This is a genomic window from Weissella sp. ESL1177 (assembly GCF_058107185.1).
On the sequence record NZ_CM176591.1, the window covers coordinates 283,399 to 300,975 of the forward strand.

Consider the following 17,577-nt stretch of genomic DNA (forward strand, 5'->3'; position numbering starts at 1 on the left):
AAGTCCCCTAAAGATTTATGAAAGAAATTTATATTATTTCTTTCGTCAACCTCTAGGAGACTATAGCACGATTGTAACAATGATTAGGTGATTTTGGTTTGCAGTATAACGAAGAACCGGAAGCGCCTAATTGTTGTTACAGTAAGACTTCAGTCTTTTGGAACACGTTTAAAGGCGCTAATCTACCAATCAAAATTGATAGATTAGCGCCTTTTTCAGCTGATCATAACGACTTATGTCTTAGCCCCTTTTAAATTTAGAAAACAGCCTGATAAATGACACGGACAGCATCATCCATCTGATCGACAGGAACGCCAATCATCGTTGAAATTTGTGAAGCACCTTGGTTGATCATCGGTAGGTTGATACCTGCTTGAGCTAATGCTGTGGTAATTTTACTAAAAGTACCAATATGTTTTGGCATGCCTTCACCAACAATCATAATAATGGCGTAGTCATCTAACCATTCGAGTTCATCTGGGGCAATCGTTGCGTATAAATCATGGCTAATATGGGCTTTAATATCAGGCGTAAGTTGTGATTTATCAAAGATAATAGTCATATCATCAATTCCAGATGGCATATGTTCATAACTAACGTGATAAGTGGCCAAAATTTGTAATATTTTCAAAGTGAAACCGACTTCACGATTTAACAAATAACGGTGTAAATAAAGTGCCGCAAAACGATTATCGTTTGCAATTCCTGTCACTGGATTCTTTGGATCAATGGCGTGATTTGGGACAATCATGGTTCCTGGTGCTTGTGGGTCGTTTGTATTTTTAACATTAATTGGTATATTTGCTTCAATAACCGGAATGATGGCCTCATCATGGAAAACAGCAAAGCCAGCATATGATAGTTCACGCATTTCACGATAAGTCATTTTTTTAATCGATTGAGGATTTGGTACAACCTTAGGATTAACAGCATAGATAGCTGATACATCAGTAAAATTTTCGTACAAATCAGCTTGAAAGCCGCGTGCTAAGATTGCACCAGTAATATCGGAACCACCTCGACTAAAAGTTGCGGCATAACCATCATTGGTATAGGCAATAAATCCAGGAACAATCATTAAACGTGAATCATCAAAATCATAATTTTTAATAGCTTCATAACTAGCCTCATTTAAGCGTGCTGATCGTGGTGAACCAGTTACTGTTAGACCTAATGCAGCAGGAGAAACAAAATCAGCAGCTAAGCCTTTTTCTTGAAAAATAAAAGCAATCAATTGTGCGTTCAATAATTCACCATGCCCCATAAAAGCGGCATATAAGTGATCAAATGATGGATAGTGAACGCGATTTAAATGAATAAGTTGTTGTTTGATATGAGGGATAATCTTAGTTTCTTCTAACGAAAAGTATTGGACAATTTCTTGGTAGCGCGCCAGAATAGTTGTTAAAATTTCTGATGTATCGGTACCAGCAATGGTTTGATCAGCATATGTTTTAAGTAAATCAGTCACTTTAATATCACCATCAAAACGTTTACCTGGTGCTGATACGACAATAACTTGACGTTCAGCGTCAGCTTGAATAATATTTAAAACTTTTTGTACCTGAGCACCCGTTGCTAAGGAAGATCCACCAAATTTTACAACTTTCATTTTTTGCCTCCAAATAAATTTCTAATTGGCACTAATTAAAAGTGAAAAAAAGATTAATGTCAAGTATTGACATGAACATTAAATTAATATATTCTAATGTTACGTTAATGATTAATAGAGGTCGCAACCAACAAGAGTCGCTTAATGGAGTCTGCACAGACAAAGAAATTAAGTTAAAGGGGCGGTTGCCGAAATGAAACAGTTTGTGCACCTGTTATTGTTGGGCTAATGGTAAATAACTATTAGACTGTCGCTAAATTTCAGCGGGGAGCTATTGTCACAGTCTTTAGGAATAGAAACCAATCCGATTGACAGTGCAATAGTGCTGTTAGTCGGATTTTTTTTGTAAAAAAGATGGCATCATAAAGGGGCTAAACATGGTAGTAGCAGTAACAAGACCAACAAGAATCAAAATATCACAAGCAGCAGTGACGCATAATGTTGCCGTCACACGAGAGGCAAGTGGGGCGAAGTTTATGTTTTTAGCTGTGAAAGCTAACGCATATGGATTTGGATTGCAAACGATGGCGCAAGCAGCACTGAAAGCGGGTGTTGATGGCTTAGCAGTGGCTGTCCTAGATGAAGCCTTAGCACTACGTCAAGCTGGTATTACTGTGCCAATCCTTATTTTAGGCATTACGCTACCACAATATGCCAAGTTAATGGCTGATAATGACCTAATTGCAACGGTCAGTGATATCAGTTGGTTACAAGCTGCGCAACAGAGTTTAAACAAACAACAGGCGTCATTGAAGGTTAATTTAGGCGTTGATACTGGCATGGGTCGAATCGGATTTCGAAGTCGACAAGCATTAGCAACAGCGATTGACTTTTTAACTGAACGATCAGATTATTTTGTTTATCAAAGTATCATGACTCATTTTTCAGAAGCTGATTCACTTGCAACTGATTATTTTAAAACGCAGTTACGCCATTGGCATACTTTAACTGATGATTTGCCAATGCCTCCGATGGTTCACTTAGCAAATTCAGGGGCTGCCATGTATCATGCAGATGAATTACCAACTGACTATATTCGGGCAGGAACGGTGGTTTATGGTATCGAACCATCACGAGGGGAAGTTAGACCAGATAATTATTTACAACCTGTTCTAACATTGGAAACGACATTAATTTTTGTCAAACAAATGCCAGCAAATGTTGGTATTAGTTACGGACACAAATATTATACGCATGCAGATGAGTGGGTCGGCACGTTACCCATTGGTTATGCCGATGGATTACCACGTTCCTTAGAAGGTTTTGAAGTTTTAGTGAACGGGAAGAAAGCGCCAATTATTGGCAGCCTTGCAATGGATCAAATGATGATTTCTTTACCAGAAGAATTACCCGTTGGCACGGTAGTCACCATCATTGGTAAACAAGGGCAATATGAAAATACGATAGAGGACTTTGCACAGCATGTTGGCTTAGCACCATGGGTCGTCACGACTGGCTTGCAAGAGAGACTAATGCGTGTGCTTGTAGATTAAGGGGAAAATATGACAGTACCATATGAAGTAAACGAAGCTGGCGAATTAACAATTGGTGGTGTTTCTGCAACTGATTTAGCCAAACAATATCAAACACCACTTTATGTGTATGATGTGAATCATATTCGGCAACAAATGCGAGCATTTAAAACCGTTTTCATTAAACGAAAATTAGATTATGTCGTCTCTTATGCATCAAAGGCATTTGCAACGATTGCGATGTATGAAGTTGCCGCTCAAGAAGGCATCCATTTGGATGTTGTTTCTGGTGGCGAGATTCAAACAGCTTTAGCAGCAAATTATCCAATGGCTAATGTTTCTTTTAATGGTAATAATAAATCAATTGAAGAATTAACGATGGCTATTGACAATGGTTTGGGGACCATTATTCTTGATAATTTTTATGAATTAAGTATTTTACATGAGTTATTGAAGGAAAGAAAGCAACAACAAAATGTGTTGTTGAGAATTACGCCAGGTGTTGAAGCTCATACACATGACTATATTTCAACAGGTCAAACAGACAGTAAGTTTGGTTTTGATGTTGCTAGTGGTCAAGCACAACAAGCATTGCAGCAGGCTTTAGCTGATCCATATCTCAATGTTTTGGGTGTATCAGCTCATATTGGCTCACAGATTTTTGATGTCACTGGTTTCCAAATGGCTGCAGCCAAATTAGTTGATTTAGTCCATGAATGGGGCTTTGAACCACAAGTGATCAATACTGGTGGGGGCTTTGGTATTCGCTATACTGAAGAAGATAAACCTTTGCCAGCAACTGAATTTGTCGATGCCATTATTGATACAATTAGTGAAAAGACGATGGCATATGGTATGACAATGCCAGCAATTTGGATCGAACCCGGACGTGCGATTGTTGGACCAGCTGGGTATAATCTGTATACAATTGGTGCAAAAAAAGATGTTCCAGGCATTCGCACATATCTATCTGTTGATGGTGGTATGGGTGATAATATTCGACCAGCACTATATGAAGCAAAGTATGAAGCGGTTTTAGCAAGACAACCACAAGCACCGACTGAACAAGTTGTTCGTGTTGCTGGTAAGTATTGTGAGTCAGGTGACGTATTAGTTTGGCAACAGGCTTTACCACAGACAAAACCTGGGGATGTTTTGGCAGTATTGGCTACGGGTGCCTATGGTTATTCTATGGCTTCAAATTATAATCGTAACCCAAGACCTGCCGTTGTCTTTGTTGAGAATGGCCAATCACAATTAGTCGTTGCCCGTGAAACGTATGAAGACATGCTACATTTAGATAAGCATTATATAGTAGGAGAATAACAATGAACAACTTAGATGCACAAGAAATTATTAATTATATTGCAACTGCACCAAAGAAAACACCTGCACGTGTGACATTGGCTGGTGATTTATCAGCAATTGCTTGGCCAGAAACGGTTCAAACATTTATTGAAACGAAAACAGGAACAGTGATTGGTGACTATCAAGACATTCAACCGGTCATTGCAACAGCCGGTGATAAGATTACTGACTATCATGTTGAATTATTAGCTCGTAATAGTGGCGTACCATTACTTGATTATGAAAATGTGTCTGCTCGTATTGAACCAGGGGCAATTATTCGTGACCAGGTTAGCATTGGGGATAATGCAGTTATTATGATGGGAGCCGTGATTAATATTGGTGCTGAAATTGGTGCAGGAACAATGATTGATATGGGGGCTGTTTTGGGTGGTCGCGCCATTGTCGGTCAACATAGCCACGTTGGTGCGGGCGCTGTATTAGCTGGTGTTGTTGAACCAGCATCTGCAACACCGGTAACTATCGGTGATGATGTATTAATTGGGGCCAATGCAGTCGTTATTGAGGGGGTTCAAGTCGGTGATCATGCAGTCATTGCAGCAGGTGCAATTGTGACAAAAGATGTTCCCGCCAATACAGTTGTTGCGGGGGTACCTGCCAAAGTGATTAAGACAATCGATGCGAAAACACAAGCTAAAACAGCTTTAGTCGATGCACTTCGTTCCTTATAAGAAAGGATTTTAAATGACGTTAGCTAATTTAAATCTAATTGATATTCGCCGTCATTTGCATGCCCATCCTGAGTTGTCGATGCATGAATTTCAAACACAGGCTTATTTGAAAGATATCGTGACATCATGGCAATCGTCTTGGTTAACAATGCGTGAAGTTCCAGCTGTACCGACAGCCTTATTGGTGCATGTTGCCGGTACCCAACCACAACGCACCATAGGTTACCGTGCGGATATTGATGCGTTACCTATGACAGAAGCAACAGGTTTATCATTCGCATCTGAGAATAAGGGTGTGATGCATGCTTGTGGTCATGATATTCATATGACCGTTGCATTAGGGGTATTAGCCTACTTTGCTGAACATCAACCTGTTGATAATATGGTGTTTTTGTTTCAACCAGCGGAAGAAGAACAAGCGGGTGGCAAACAACTGTATGAATTAGGAACATTTGTTGACGAATGGCGACCAGATGAATTTTACGCATTGCATGATCAGCCCGCAATGCCAGCGGGTCAAATTGCGACTCGTCAAGGGACATTGTTTGCTGGGACAACTGAGATTCATATAACAATTCAGGGTCAAGGTGGCCATGCCGCATTTCCCCAAAAGGTGCAAGATGTCATTGTGGCAGCTGCCGCTTTAATTATGCAGTTGCAAACAATTGTTTCCAGAAATGTTGATCCAGTGCACGGAGGTGTGATTACAATTGGGATGATTCAAGCAGGAACAATCGGCAATGTCATTCCAAATGAAGCTCATTTAGCTGGTACCATTCGGGCATTTAAACAAGCTGATCTCGAATTGATGCAACAACGCGTTCGTGAGATTGTTCAAGGATTAGAAACGATGTATAGCGTGCATGTTGATTTACAATTAATTCAAGGTGGTTATTGGCCAGTTAATAACAATGAGCAATTGACGGCAAACTTTATTGATTTTATGTCACAATCGGATGATATCGACTTTACCATTAGTGAACCAGCAATGACCGGTGAGGATTTTGGTTATTTAATTAATAAAATTCCTGGTACCATGTTTTGGTTAGGCGTGGGTGATCCGACGCACAGCTTACATGATACTCACTTAAATCCCGATGAGAAAGCAATTGGGGTAGGCGTACAGGCAATCGTTAAGTTTTTAACTTGGCGTATGACACAATAGAAAGTGTGAATAAAATGTATGAAGATATTTCTTTGATAACGGCGATTATTACGCCATTTACGGATGATAATACGATTGACTATCAAGCATTAGATTCATTAACGGAACGTTTGATTGCAGAAGGTTCCCAAGGATTTGTGGTTGGTGGAACGACTGGTGAATCACCAACGCTAAGTCATGATGAAAAGATAGCCTTGTATGCTTATTTTGCAGCTAAGGTAGGTGATCGTGGCCCGGTCATTGCTAATGTTGGTGATAATAACACGGCACATTCAGTGGCACTAGCAAAAGAAGTTAGTCAAATTTCTGGTGTTGATGCGATTTTGGCAGTGACGCCATATTATAGCAAGCCTAATCAGAAGGGGATGATTGCTCATTTTAAAGCGATTGCTGATGCTTCAGCTGTCCCTATGATGATTTATAATATTCCTGGCCGAACGGTTGTTGGTTTAACGAATGAGAGTGTCTTGCAATTAGCACAGCATCCAAATATCAATGCTGTTAAGCAGGTGACAACCATTGATGATTTAGCTTATTTAGTGGCTCATGCACCAGCTGGGTTCAAGGTATATACAGGTGAAGATTCGCAAACATTAGCTGCTAAAGCAGTTGGAGCAGCTGGTACCATTTCAGTAGCGGCCCATCTGTATAGTAAGGAAATGACCGATTTGTTTGCTGCATTAGAAGCAGGGGATATTCAAACGGCTGGTGAAAAGCAACGTTGGTTGACGCCACGTATGTTAGCACTATTTTCTTATCCATCACCCGGTCCTGTAAAGGCGGTTCTTGCCCATCAAGGTGAAGTTAAGAACGTGACACGCTTGCCAATTCTACCGTTAGATGAAGTGGAAACAGCAGATGTATTGGCAAAGTTAGAACAGAAAGGGTAGATGTATGACGACCATATTTTTAGCTGGTGGTTTTGGAAAAATGGGGTTGGCAATTCAAGCATTAATCAAAAAAGAAGCCGATTTTGAATTAGTGGGTATCCTGTCAAGGTCAGCTCATCAAAGTGATTTACCAGTATTTACATCATTAGATGATATTGATGTGTCAGCAGATGTTTGGCTAGACGTCACGCAACCTGAAGCCGCTTTTGCGAATAGTCAATATGCATTAACACATGGTTACCAATTAGTCGTTGGTACCAGTGGTTTACAAAGTGAACAAATTGCCATACTAACGACACTAAGTGAACAACAGCAGCAAGCGGCGTTGATTGTCCCTAATTTTTCACTATCCGGGGTATTATTGATGCAATTTGCTGCCCAAGCTGCCAAATATTTACCAGATGCTGAAATTTTAGAGATTCATAATCCAAAGAAAATTGATGCACCATCAGGTACAGCTCGTGCAACAGCAGAAGCAATTGCCAAAGCACGGCAACAAGCACCAGTGACAACAAATGATACTGATGCTGCGCGTGGTGATCGGATTAATGACGTATCAGTGCATGCCATGCGTTTACCTGGTTATGTTGCTGAAGAAGAAGTGGTCTTTGGCGCACCAGGTGAAACATTACGGTTGAAACAGACGTCATTTACTCGGGAGTCCTTTATGGGTGGTGTTGCATTGGCAATTCGTCAAATCAACACGATACAAGGATTGCAAATTGGTTTAGATAACGTATTATAGAAATTTAAAATAGGCGAAATGCCAAGGAGAAGTAGGATGGTTGAAGTAAGTGAAGCATTAATTGGTCAATGTAATAAGACTTTAGCAGCTATGGTACCATCACCAATCCGTGTGGTTGATGATAAGTTTTCAAAGATCGACGGTATTTTAAAATTAACATTAGGGGAGCCTGATTTTTCAGCACCTGAGCATGTCAAACAAGCGATTGTTAAGGATGTCCTAGCAGACGATTCACATTATTCACCATCACAAGGCGTCTTGGCATTACGTGAAGCAATTTCTGATTATCTATCAGAGCGTTTTGATACACCAAAATATGATCCAGCGACTGAAATCAGTGTGACAGTTGGTGCAGCGGAGGCAATTAACGCAACTTTCCAAGCATTGTTTAATCCTGGTGATGAAATTATTATTCCAACACCAACATTTCCGTTGTATGCCTCAGTGGCACAAACACTACATCTTGATGTTGTTGGGCTAAATACCGCACCAGATTTTATTGTGACACCCGAAAAGTTAACAGCAACACTAGCACAACATCCCAATGCAAAAGGCATTTTGTTGAATTATCCATCTAATCCGACCGGTGTGACTTATACAGCAGAGCAATTACATGAACTGGTGCAGATACTAAAAGCACATCAATTATTGGTTATTTCTGATGAAATATATGCAGAATTAGTCTATGATGCCAAGCATATTTCAATGGCTCATTTGTTACCATCTCAAACAATATTGATTAGTGGTTTATCAAAATCGCATGCGATGACTGGTTATCGCATTGGTTACGTGGTTGGCCCAGCTGCTTTAATGAAACAAGTTGGTAAGGCACATCAGTCTATGGTTGCGACAGCACCTGGACCAATGATGGCAGGGGCAACGGAAGCACTACGTCATGGGCGTGAAGATCCCGTTTCGATGCGTCGGGTTTATGAAGAGCGACGTAACCTCGTGCTTGATGGTTTGAGTGCTGCCGGTTTCACAGCAGCTCGACCTGGTGGCGCTTTCTATATTTTTGCGAAAATTCCAGAATTTTTGAATACAGATGACACAGAATTTGTGTACGATTTGGCAGACACTGTGAAATTAGGTGTTGCGCCTGGTTCAATTTTTGGTGCAGGTGGCGAAGGTTATATTCGGTTATCATATGCCGCTTCAACTGAAGATTTAACATCAGCAATGACCCGTTTGAAGCACTATGTTGATTTAAAAAAATAAATTAGTTAGCAAGATATGCGTTGGTTAGTCGCAGATTTTTGACACACATTTTAGAGCCTGAAATCTATCCAGATCAATGGTTGGGTTTCGGGTTCTCTTCGGTTAAGATAGCTAATTTTAGTATGAAATAGTTAATTGATCAATGGATCATATAGGGGGAAGAATCATGGCAAATGAAGGATATCATGTGGCAATTTTAGGTGCAACGGGTGCTGTTGGCACACGTATTTTAGCACAGTTAGCACAGTCGACGATTCCGGTAAAATCATTGAAATTATTAGCATCTGCTCGTTCAGCTGGTCAGACACGACAATTCAAGGGTGAGTCAATTGTTGTTGAAGAAGCAACACCAGCATCATTTGATGGTGTTGATTTGGTATTAGCATCTGCTGGTGGGACGCTTGCAGGTAGTTTGTTACCTGAAGCAGTAAAACGAGGCGCTGTTGCTGTTGATAATTCATCGCGTTGGCGTATGGATCCCAAAGTTCCCCTCGTCGTACCTGAAGTTAATCCAGATGCATTAGCGCAGCACCATGGCATTATTGCTAACCCGAATTGCTCAACAATTCAAATGGTTGTTGCATTGGAACCATTACGTCAGGTATATGGGTTAAAGCAAGTCATCGTATCAACATATCAAGCAGCATCGGGTGCGGGTCAACGAGCTTGGGATGAATTATTACATCAAGCACAACAGCATTTAGCAGGTGAACCAGAGACAGCGGCTATTTTGCCGACTAAGGGCGATAAAAAACATTATCCTCTGGCCTTTAACCTCTTACCACAAATTGATTTGTTCCAAGATGATGGTTACACATTTGAAGAACAAAAAATGATGCAGGAAACCAAGAAAATTTTATTTGGTGATCCAAAGTCAAATGAGGTAAAAGTGACAGCAACAGCCGTGCGCGTACCTGTACCGATTGGTCATGGTGAGTCAGTTTATGTGTCAGTTAAAGATGACACAGCAACACGCGAAGATGTCCAAAAGATTTTAGCGAGTGCACCAGGCGTTGTCTTGGAAGATGATCCAGCTGAACAGGTTTATCCACAACCAATTAATGCGGTTGATAAACGTGAAACATTTGTTGGGCGTGTCCGTGCAGATGCTGAAAATCCAGGTAGTTTTAACCTATGGGTTGTTTCTGATAACTTGTTGAAAGGTGCTGCTTGGAATACAGTGCAAATTGCGGAAGAGTTAGTAAAACGAGATTTAATCCATAGTCAAGTCTAATAAAAGGTTATTGGTCAAATTGTACTGATAGCAGAATTATTTAATTAAATAGCTTAAACATTAAGCAGCTGAATTTTTCATAAATTTAGTTGCTTTTTGTCTGTAGCTTTGCGAATAAAAACTATCTTTGAAGGCAATTAATATGCGCAAACGAAACATTTTAAAGTTTCGAAAACCATAGGCAGTCCGTTTAATGGCTTTAATTTTGTTATTAGCCCCTTCAACGGGACCGTTTGAGAACGGGTAAATAAAACTGTTTTTAATTTCTGGTAGGTGCTTACGCAAGGTCCGTTGGGCCTTTTTCATAGTTTCTGGCAAATGTTGGAAACGAGTTTCTTGCGTATTTGTTGTAACAGCTATTTGCAGTTGTTCAAAATCTTTATATCGTACGGCGTAAAGGATGTCTTGATAAAAATTATAAGCTGAACGTAGCTCTGGTGATAAGGTTAATAATCGATCGATGACCTCTTGATCGGTTAAATAAGCATAACGATAGTTTCGACGCTTTCGAAAATCAGTATAATTCAAAGTGGTTTCATCTTTCAAAAGCAGTTTCCAATATCGCTTTAACTGGCGATAAGCTCGTGAATCTGTACCATAGGATTTCATCGTTTGGATACGTGTTTGGTTTAATGCACGGTAAACTTGTGTGACAACATGAAATCTGTCGGCGATGATTTGAGCGTGTGGAAACAAGTCATGAATTATATTGCGATAAGGACTAAATAAATCAACGGTAATGGTTTTAACAGCAGCACGCGCTGCTGCTGAATATTGCTCAAAGTAATGGCGAAGACTATGATCGCCACGTTCACGCATGATATCTAATACGCGGTAGGTTGTACTGTCCATTAAAATCATGCTCATACCACTATTTTCCGCAAAGTTACCAGACTTAAAATCATCAAAAGCAATATGCTGAGGTAGATAATGAAAACTTGTTTTGTTGTAAGTAAAGAGTCCTTGCGCTTGACGCATCACAGTGTGTGATGAAATGTTATAGGCTTGGGCGATATGTTTTTGGCTAACATTTTCACTTAACTCCATGGCAGCTGCTTGTTTAACATTCGTCATGATATGATCACCTGATTTAATATCAGAAAATTCAGCTAGTGCTGTTCGATGACATTGTGGGCAGATGTATTTTTGTTTGCGAATCGCTAGCTGATTAAATATATTGGCAGCACGAGAGGCGATATGTTGGACGAATTTCATGCCATTCTTATTCATTAAACAAGCACAATGTGGACAATAATTATCATAAGATAATTTCAAATGCCAAATTTGTTGTCGAACGCCATTTTTTAAGACCGTGGTCATCACCTCCGAGGCTTGATCATCTAATTCAATACGTGTGTCTTTAATTCCGAGTAAAATCTTGATATACTTATCCATGTTAGAGGTCCTTTCAAAGGGATTTTGTGAGACAGACTAGTGGCTGCTGGTCTGTTTTTTTGTGTTTATAAATGAATTATACAAAAACAACAAAAAAAGCACTAATGACTAATCTGTCAGATTAGCTATCAGTACCAAATATTGTAGAACCTAATAAAAAGTACGCTGACGATATCAAATAAAAATTGATATTGTCAACGTACTTTTTTATAGCTGTTTTAATAAGATTCAACCCATGGAAACACAGGTTTTGTGGCGCCATAAATGGCATAGCCGTGATCAGTTAATTTCGCCCAATTTTGATTACCATAATCAAAATGCCACCATTCTTCACTATAGTTTGTAAACCCAACTTGGGTCATAATATGGTAAAGTAGCCGGCGATTATGACGAGCAGTATCATAGTTTTCAGACGTTTCAACTGTCTCATAATAAGTTGTTTTGGCACGAGCACTGATATCATCAAAGGGACTGCCCATTTCTAAGAGGTGTCCATTTTCATCAACGATTGATAGATCTACAGAACCGCCAGTATTATGAGGGGAAGGTTTTGTTGGATCAGTTGATGGGAGGGCAACAATTCTTAAAGCAGCAGTTTGGACCTCTGTTTCAGAATAATTGGGATGGTCGCGTTTGACAAAGCGTTTCATTTGATCAAAAAGTGCTTGTTGTGTGGGAATACTACGCCATGTATCAAAAATGACAAATTTATAACCATATGGTAATTTACGAGCAGCTTCAATCAATTTATCTTGCACGCCAATCCGTGAATAAAGTTCAGGATAAGTCCCTGGTAAATTTTGAATAAAATATTGTGGGCTAATGACCATTTTTTCTGGCAAATAACTTAATGAAATCAAAGGCTCATCATTCTCACGAATAGGGACTTCTCGAATGGGAGACCAGTCCCAGTCATCAACTGGTGTTTCAATTGGCGTGTCAGTAAAATCTAACATCTTATGCCTCCTTTTCAACCATAAAAGGTTATGTTAATTGATGTGTCTATCTTAAGGTTATTTTATCATGAATCAGCCAAAATATAATTGTTTTATGGTTGTTAAAAATAGCACAAAGAGGTTAAAATAGAATTATTCTTTTACAGGCTTAAAAAATATCCTGAAAATCGGAATTTATATTATAATGGTAAGCAATTAGAAAATAAAAAGAAAAGTGAGTAAATTAAGATGACAGAAAAATCATTTGTACAGCCACTGAATCCGACAGTTACGAGTCTCGCACCCGATGGTTTGATTGGATTTCAAAAAAAAGTTCGCGATATTCCTGATTTATTGCGGTTAACATTTGGTGAACCAGGTTTCAATGTTGATCAAGCGATTAAAAACGCTGTCATTACTTCAATTGAAAACAATAATTCGCATTATACGGATGCGCAAGGTGAGCGTAGTTTACGCCAGGCTGTTGCTAATTATTATGGTTCACGCTATAATTTGCCATTTGATGATGAAGATAATGTGATTGTCACAGTTGGTGTCTCAGAAGCCATTAATGTGATTCTAATGACATTGCTAAATATCAATGAAGGCTTGATTATTCCTGAACCAGCCTATGCACCTTATGCTGCTTCGCTAGACTTGGCACACGGACGTATGATTAAAATTAATACACGTCCAACAAATTTCAAGTTAACGCCAGCATTAGTTGCAGAAGCAGTTGAACAAGCCACAGTGCCTGTCAAAGCAATCTTGTTTAATTATCCATCAAATCCAACAGGAGTAACTTATACACGTGAGGAACTGGAGGCATTAGCAGATGTCTTCAAACAATATCATTTGTGGGTTATTTCTGATGAAATTTATGCCCAGTTAACTTATGATCAAGAACATGTGTCATTAGTTAGCTTACTACCTGAACAGGCTATCTTAATGACTGGTCTATCAAAGTCACATGCAATGACTGGCTACCGTATTGGCTTTATTATTGCAAGTCATGCTTTTATTAATGAGGCGCAAAAAGTGCACGAAGCTTTAACATTCTCATTACCAAAGTTTATTCAAGACGGTGCGACTGTTGCATTAACGACGGCTGCGGATGTTGCCAATGATATGCGTGATATCTATAAAAAACGTCGGGATTGGCTAGTACCAAAGTTAGAAGAATTAGGCTTTGATGTCGTTAAAGCAGAAGGAGCATTCTATATATTTGCGAAGATTCCTGCAGATATGGGACATGATGGTGATGCATTTGCTTTAGATTTGGCTGAGAATGGTCATGTTGCTGTTATTCCAGGATCTGCTTTTTCTGAATATACGCCAGAATATGTTCGTATTTCTTACGCTGTTTCAGATGAGGACTTGCAAGAAGCTGTGCAACGAATGCAATCGTATTTTGCTAAAAAACGTGAACAAACAAAAACAAAAGCATAATATGAATTTGTTTCAAGGGGGAGCGGTCAATGACCGTGGCACCCCTTTTTTTATGGATTTTATGCTATTATAATAGACGACGCTAATGGCAGTGTCTAATAATGATAAATATTTGCTGGTAGTGAACCAAAAAATGTTTTATGATTGACAAGAAATAACGTAAATTTGGGAGGGACGCGATGCAAACGCGTGTGAACAAAAGTCGACATTTAGTTTTGACAGCGCTATTTATAGCGATTATTTTATTACAATCAATCGTTCCTTGGTTGGGAACTTTACCACTAGGAGCTTTTGCAATTGGCGCTGCCGTAACGATTATTACTTATACCGTTGCGATAGGGGCTATGGTTCTTGGACCAAAAACTGGTGCATTATTAGGGTTTGTTTGGGGTGCTTATTCACTTTGGCATGCTTGGTCAAGTGTCCCAAGCATTGGTGCACTAATTTTTCGTAATCCGATAACGGCATTGATTCCTAGAATAATGGTTGGTTTTCTGATTGGGTACCTTTATCAAAAATACGTCCAATCAAAAGAAATAAAAAAGCAAGGAACATGGCTTGCTGTATTAGGTGGTCTATCGGCAGTCATTAACACAGCACTTGTATTAACGATTACTTGGATTAGTTTTAGTGTGATGAATACGTCATTTACAGGCATTCCACATACGAATCTTGCGCAATGGTTGATTGTATCAATTGCTGGATTTAATGGTATTTTTGAAATTATTGCAGGCGCAATTTTAGTACCACTCATTGGCTTACCGATACTCACATATTTTAAAAAACAAATTGCTTAGTACAGGCATATGACAAAAGATATTTTGTCAATTTTATCATAATATCATAAATTTTATGTTGTCATGACTGACAACGATTGTTTAGACAAGGTGTGAGGCTGATTACCCTTGTCTTTTTTGTATCATCTTTTTAAGCATTTTATTCATTGAATGAAAATTTTTAATTTAAACGAAGAACTTTTTTGTTTTCTTAAAGCGTATAATGGACGTTAGAGAATTGAAGGAGGATTATATGACAACGAGTCAAGATTTAGCACAAAGAAATAATGTTATTCGAGCTGCTGTCATGGGTGCTAATGATGGTATTTTATCTGTATCAGGAATTGTTATTGGTGTTGCTGGGGCAACAACAAATTCGTTTGCCATTTTTATTGCAGGATTTGCTGGGGCATTAGCTGGAACGGTCTCAATGGCGATGGGAGAATATGTTTCTGTCCATTCAGAAAACGATGCGCAAATGAAAGCGACAGCACAACAGAAAGAAGCATTAGCAACCCATTATGAACAAGAATTTGATTTCGTCAAACAACAATATATTGCGCAAGGGATATCAGTTGACTTAGCACAAACAGCGACGTCAGAACTGATGTCACAAGATCCACTGGGCACAACAATCCGTGAACGATATGGATTTACGCAACATCATGAAATTTCTGCCTTAGCGGCAGCAGTGGCGTCAATGATTTCATTTCCATTGGGTTCCTTGTTACCAATGTTAGCCATTACGTTATTACCAATTCATTTGCGGATTCCAGCAACTGCGATTGCTGTGCTAATTGCTTTGGCCATGACTGGTTTCACGGCAGCTCATTTGTCAGGTGCCAATGAACACAAAGCAACACTTCGTAATGTGGTAGCAGGTGTTTTTACGATGATTGTCACATACCTCATTGGATCATTAATAGGAGCATAATAACATGGCAAAACAACAAATAACAATGTCTGAAAAATTGAACACCATCCGTGCAGGCGTATTGGGTTCTAATGATGGCATTCTAACAGTTGGTGGGGTGCTATTTTCTGTTGGTGCTGCAACAACGAACCAATTTACAATTTTGTTAGCTGGGTTAGCTGATTTGCTAGCATGTGCGCTATCGATGGCATCTGGCGAATATGCATCTGTTAGTTCACAGGCGGATGCAGAAAAAGTGGTAGTGACGACCGAAAAGAACCGTATCAAGATCAATCCAAACGATGTGCAACAAGACATCTATCAGTTCTATCATGCACAAGGTTTAAGTGAATTGACTGCTAATAAAATTGCCAATGAATTGATGGCGAAAGCGCCATTAGCAACTATTTTAAAAGTAAAATATGATGTGTCATTAGGACATTATGTCAGTCCTTGGTCAGCAGCATTTTCGTCATTATTTTGTGCTTCACTAGGTGGTTTTTTCCCATTAATCGCCATGTATTTAACGCCAATTCATTGGCAATTTTTGGCAACGATTGGTGCGACAGTGGTTGCAGTTGCTCTAACGGGATTTCTCAGTGCAAAATTAGGAAATGGTTTCCCAAAGCGAGCAATTATTAGAAATATTATTATTGGTTTAGTGACAATCACCATTCACTATGGTATTGGAAAGCTCTTCTGATTTTAGTACACTAAGTAAAAGAAAAGTATTTCGTCATTAATTGACAAATGAGTGGCATAAAAGAGGTTTAAATCTTTTGTATAGGCTTAAGGTCAACGATCCATCATTAAAAACGGGTAGATTGTTGGCCTTCTATCATTAGAAAAGATGCGTGTCAGTTAATTGTCATTGTTATGGATGAGTACCGTTGAAAAATAAAAGAATACCGGGGAAAATTAATGACAGATCATTATGGATTGATTGGTTATCCAGTACAACATTCTAAATCGCCAATCATGCAAAATGAAGCATTTCGATTAGCCGGGATAGATGCGGATTACCAATTATTTACAATTGCACCTGAACAATTAGCGAGGCGATTTGACGAGTTAATAGAACAAGGCATCAAAGGTCTTAATGTTACTATGCCATTTAAACAAGCCATCATGCCTTATATGGATGAGCTATCAGAGTTATCAAAACGACTTGGTGTAGTAAATACAATTACAGTGAAAAATAACACGCTTATTGGTGATGTCACTGACGGTGAAGGATTTTGGTCAACGATAAAAAATAATCCAAAACAGGTCGTTATTTTGGGTACAGGCGGTGCTGCTCAGGCTATTATGGCTAGTGCGCCTAAAACAAGTACTTTACATGTATTTAATCGCCAGTCGAATACATTTGCAGAAAAAAAGCGGCATTTAGCAAGCTTTGTTGAAGAACCATTACATGATATTCGTTTTGTTAATGCGTTTTTGCCGCAGGCTGATTTAATTATTAATGCAACAAATGTGGGTATGCAAAATAATGAGTCATTATTGTCACCAGAACAATTTGCGTTGACACCAAAACAAGCGCAGGTCGTTGATATTATATATAAACCAATTGATACGCCGTTTGTTGCAGCAGCAAAACAGGTATATCGTCAGGCCAATGATGGGTTAGCGATGCTAGTAGGTCAAGGTGCACGCAGTTTTGAGAAATGGACAGGGATCTATCCAGATCAACAAGCGATGTTGGCAGCAATTTTAAGAGAAGGAAGGGATTGA

General features: G+C 39.2%; 16 protein-coding genes and 1 riboswitch. Of the genes, 13 read left to right on the forward strand and 3 right to left on the reverse strand.

Annotation, left to right across the window (positions count from 1 at the left end; genetic code table 11):
* Window positions 1-256: 256 nt before the first annotated feature.
* Entirely contained in the window at window positions 257-1,612 is a 1,356-nt protein-coding gene (locus AC3B5D_RS01435; RefSeq protein ID WP_489839875.1) for an aspartate kinase, read from the reverse strand.
* A 107-nt stretch (window positions 1,613-1,719) separates the two neighbouring features.
* A riboswitch (Lysine riboswitch) is annotated at window positions 1,720-1,894 on the forward strand.
* A gap of 95 nt (window positions 1,895-1,989) precedes the next feature.
* Between AC3B5D_RS01435 and alr the strand changes: the two genes are divergently transcribed.
* From alr to AC3B5D_RS01475, 8 genes are all read left to right on the forward strand, one after another.
* On the forward strand, window positions 1,990-3,105 hold the full coding sequence (gene alr / locus AC3B5D_RS01440; RefSeq protein ID WP_489839874.1) for an alanine racemase: 1,116 nt from the start codon (window positions 1,990-1,992) through the stop codon (window positions 3,103-3,105).
* 9 nt (window positions 3,106-3,114) lie between these two features.
* On the forward strand, window positions 3,115-4,410 hold the full coding sequence (gene lysA, locus AC3B5D_RS01445; RefSeq protein WP_489839873.1) for a diaminopimelate decarboxylase: 1,296 nt from the start codon (window positions 3,115-3,117) through the stop codon (window positions 4,408-4,410).
* A 2-nt stretch (window positions 4,411-4,412) separates the two neighbouring features.
* Window positions 4,413-5,123, forward strand: a complete 711-nt coding sequence (gene dapD, locus AC3B5D_RS01450) for a 2,3,4,5-tetrahydropyridine-2,6-dicarboxylate N-acetyltransferase (RefSeq protein WP_489839872.1) — start codon at window positions 4,413-4,415, stop codon at window positions 5,121-5,123.
* Between the two features lie 13 nt (window positions 5,124-5,136).
* A complete protein-coding gene (locus AC3B5D_RS01455) occupies window positions 5,137-6,288 on the forward strand; it encodes an N-acetyldiaminopimelate deacetylase (protein ID WP_489839871.1) in 1,152 nt (383 codons plus the stop codon).
* Between the two features lie 14 nt (window positions 6,289-6,302).
* Window positions 6,303-7,178: a 4-hydroxy-tetrahydrodipicolinate synthase gene (dapA, locus tag AC3B5D_RS01460; protein ID WP_489839870.1), complete on the forward strand. Its 876-nt coding sequence runs from the start codon at window positions 6,303-6,305 to the stop codon at window positions 7,176-7,178.
* 4 nt (window positions 7,179-7,182) lie between these two features.
* Window positions 7,183-7,923 (forward strand): 4-hydroxy-tetrahydrodipicolinate reductase, encoded by a 741-nt coding sequence (gene dapB, locus AC3B5D_RS01465; protein WP_489839869.1) that lies wholly within the window; start codon window positions 7,183-7,185, stop codon window positions 7,921-7,923.
* 36 nt (window positions 7,924-7,959) lie between these two features.
* Entirely contained in the window at window positions 7,960-9,141 is a 1,182-nt protein-coding gene (locus AC3B5D_RS01470; protein WP_489839868.1) for an aminotransferase class I/II-fold pyridoxal phosphate-dependent enzyme, read from the forward strand.
* 166 nt (window positions 9,142-9,307) lie between these two features.
* The gene (locus AC3B5D_RS01475; RefSeq protein WP_489839867.1) at window positions 9,308-10,375 is read left to right on the forward strand and encodes an aspartate-semialdehyde dehydrogenase; all 1,068 of its coding nucleotides are present in this window, start codon (window positions 9,308-9,310) and stop codon (window positions 10,373-10,375) included.
* Window positions 10,376-10,435: 60 nt separating this feature from the next.
* On the opposite strand, the gene AC3B5D_RS01480 is transcribed toward AC3B5D_RS01475, so the two are convergent.
* Together AC3B5D_RS01480 and AC3B5D_RS01485 are read right to left on the reverse strand one after the other, a co-directional pair.
* Entirely contained in the window at window positions 10,436-11,770 is a 1,335-nt protein-coding gene (locus tag AC3B5D_RS01480; RefSeq protein ID WP_489839388.1) for an ISL3 family transposase, read from the reverse strand.
* A gap of 218 nt (window positions 11,771-11,988) precedes the next feature.
* The gene (locus tag AC3B5D_RS01485) at window positions 11,989-12,726 is read right to left on the reverse strand and encodes a M15 family metallopeptidase (protein ID WP_489839866.1); all 738 of its coding nucleotides are present in this window, start codon (window positions 12,724-12,726) and stop codon (window positions 11,989-11,991) included.
* A gap of 228 nt (window positions 12,727-12,954) precedes the next feature.
* Between AC3B5D_RS01485 and AC3B5D_RS01490 the strand changes: the two genes are divergently transcribed.
* The 5 genes from AC3B5D_RS01490 (at window position 12,955) to aroE (ending at window position 17,577) form a co-directional block, all read left to right on the forward strand.
* A complete protein-coding gene (locus AC3B5D_RS01490) occupies window positions 12,955-14,154 on the forward strand; it encodes an aminotransferase class I/II-fold pyridoxal phosphate-dependent enzyme (RefSeq protein ID WP_489839865.1) in 1,200 nt (399 codons plus the stop codon).
* 179 nt (window positions 14,155-14,333) lie between these two features.
* The gene (locus AC3B5D_RS01495; RefSeq protein WP_489839864.1) at window positions 14,334-14,951 is read left to right on the forward strand and encodes an ECF transporter S component; all 618 of its coding nucleotides are present in this window, start codon (window positions 14,334-14,336) and stop codon (window positions 14,949-14,951) included.
* A gap of 232 nt (window positions 14,952-15,183) precedes the next feature.
* Window positions 15,184-15,864, forward strand: a complete 681-nt coding sequence (locus AC3B5D_RS01500; RefSeq protein WP_489839863.1) for a VIT1/CCC1 transporter family protein — start codon at window positions 15,184-15,186, stop codon at window positions 15,862-15,864.
* Window positions 15,865-15,868: 4 nt separating this feature from the next.
* Complete coding sequence (locus AC3B5D_RS01505) at window positions 15,869-16,546, forward strand: VIT1/CCC1 transporter family protein (protein ID WP_489839862.1); 678 nt, start codon at window positions 15,869-15,871, stop codon at window positions 16,544-16,546.
* 218 nt (window positions 16,547-16,764) lie between these two features.
* Entirely contained in the window at window positions 16,765-17,577 is an 813-nt protein-coding gene (aroE, locus tag AC3B5D_RS01510) for a shikimate dehydrogenase (RefSeq protein ID WP_489839861.1), read from the forward strand.

Excerpts from the sequence above, each read along its gene's own strand:
- AC3B5D_RS01435 (WP_489839875.1), bottom strand. The coding sequence starts at position 1,612 with ATGAAAGTTGTAAAATTTGGTGGATCTTCCTTAGCAACGGGTGCTCAG.
- alr (WP_489839874.1), top strand. The coding sequence starts at position 1,990 with ATGGTAGTAGCAGTAACAAGACCAACAAGAATCAAAATATCACAAGCA.
- lysA (WP_489839873.1), top strand. The coding sequence starts at position 3,115 with ATGACAGTACCATATGAAGTAAACGAAGCTGGCGAATTAACAATTGGT.
- dapD (WP_489839872.1), top strand. The coding sequence starts at position 4,413 with ATGAACAACTTAGATGCACAAGAAATTATTAATTATATTGCAACTGCA.
- AC3B5D_RS01455 (WP_489839871.1), top strand. The coding sequence starts at position 5,137 with ATGACGTTAGCTAATTTAAATCTAATTGATATTCGCCGTCATTTGCAT.
- dapA (WP_489839870.1), top strand. The coding sequence starts at position 6,303 with ATGTATGAAGATATTTCTTTGATAACGGCGATTATTACGCCATTTACG.
- dapB (WP_489839869.1), top strand. The coding sequence starts at position 7,183 with ATGACGACCATATTTTTAGCTGGTGGTTTTGGAAAAATGGGGTTGGCA.
- AC3B5D_RS01470 (WP_489839868.1), top strand. The coding sequence starts at position 7,960 with ATGGTTGAAGTAAGTGAAGCATTAATTGGTCAATGTAATAAGACTTTA.
- AC3B5D_RS01475 (WP_489839867.1), top strand. The coding sequence starts at position 9,308 with ATGGCAAATGAAGGATATCATGTGGCAATTTTAGGTGCAACGGGTGCT.
- AC3B5D_RS01480 (WP_489839388.1), bottom strand. The coding sequence starts at position 11,770 with ATGGATAAGTATATCAAGATTTTACTCGGAATTAAAGACACACGTATT.
- AC3B5D_RS01485 (WP_489839866.1), bottom strand. The coding sequence starts at position 12,726 with ATGTTAGATTTTACTGACACGCCAATTGAAACACCAGTTGATGACTGG.
- AC3B5D_RS01490 (WP_489839865.1), top strand. The coding sequence starts at position 12,955 with ATGACAGAAAAATCATTTGTACAGCCACTGAATCCGACAGTTACGAGT.
- AC3B5D_RS01495 (WP_489839864.1), top strand. The coding sequence starts at position 14,334 with ATGCAAACGCGTGTGAACAAAAGTCGACATTTAGTTTTGACAGCGCTA.
- AC3B5D_RS01500 (WP_489839863.1), top strand. The coding sequence starts at position 15,184 with ATGACAACGAGTCAAGATTTAGCACAAAGAAATAATGTTATTCGAGCT.
- AC3B5D_RS01505 (WP_489839862.1), top strand. The coding sequence starts at position 15,869 with ATGGCAAAACAACAAATAACAATGTCTGAAAAATTGAACACCATCCGT.
- aroE (WP_489839861.1), top strand. The coding sequence starts at position 16,765 with ATGACAGATCATTATGGATTGATTGGTTATCCAGTACAACATTCTAAA.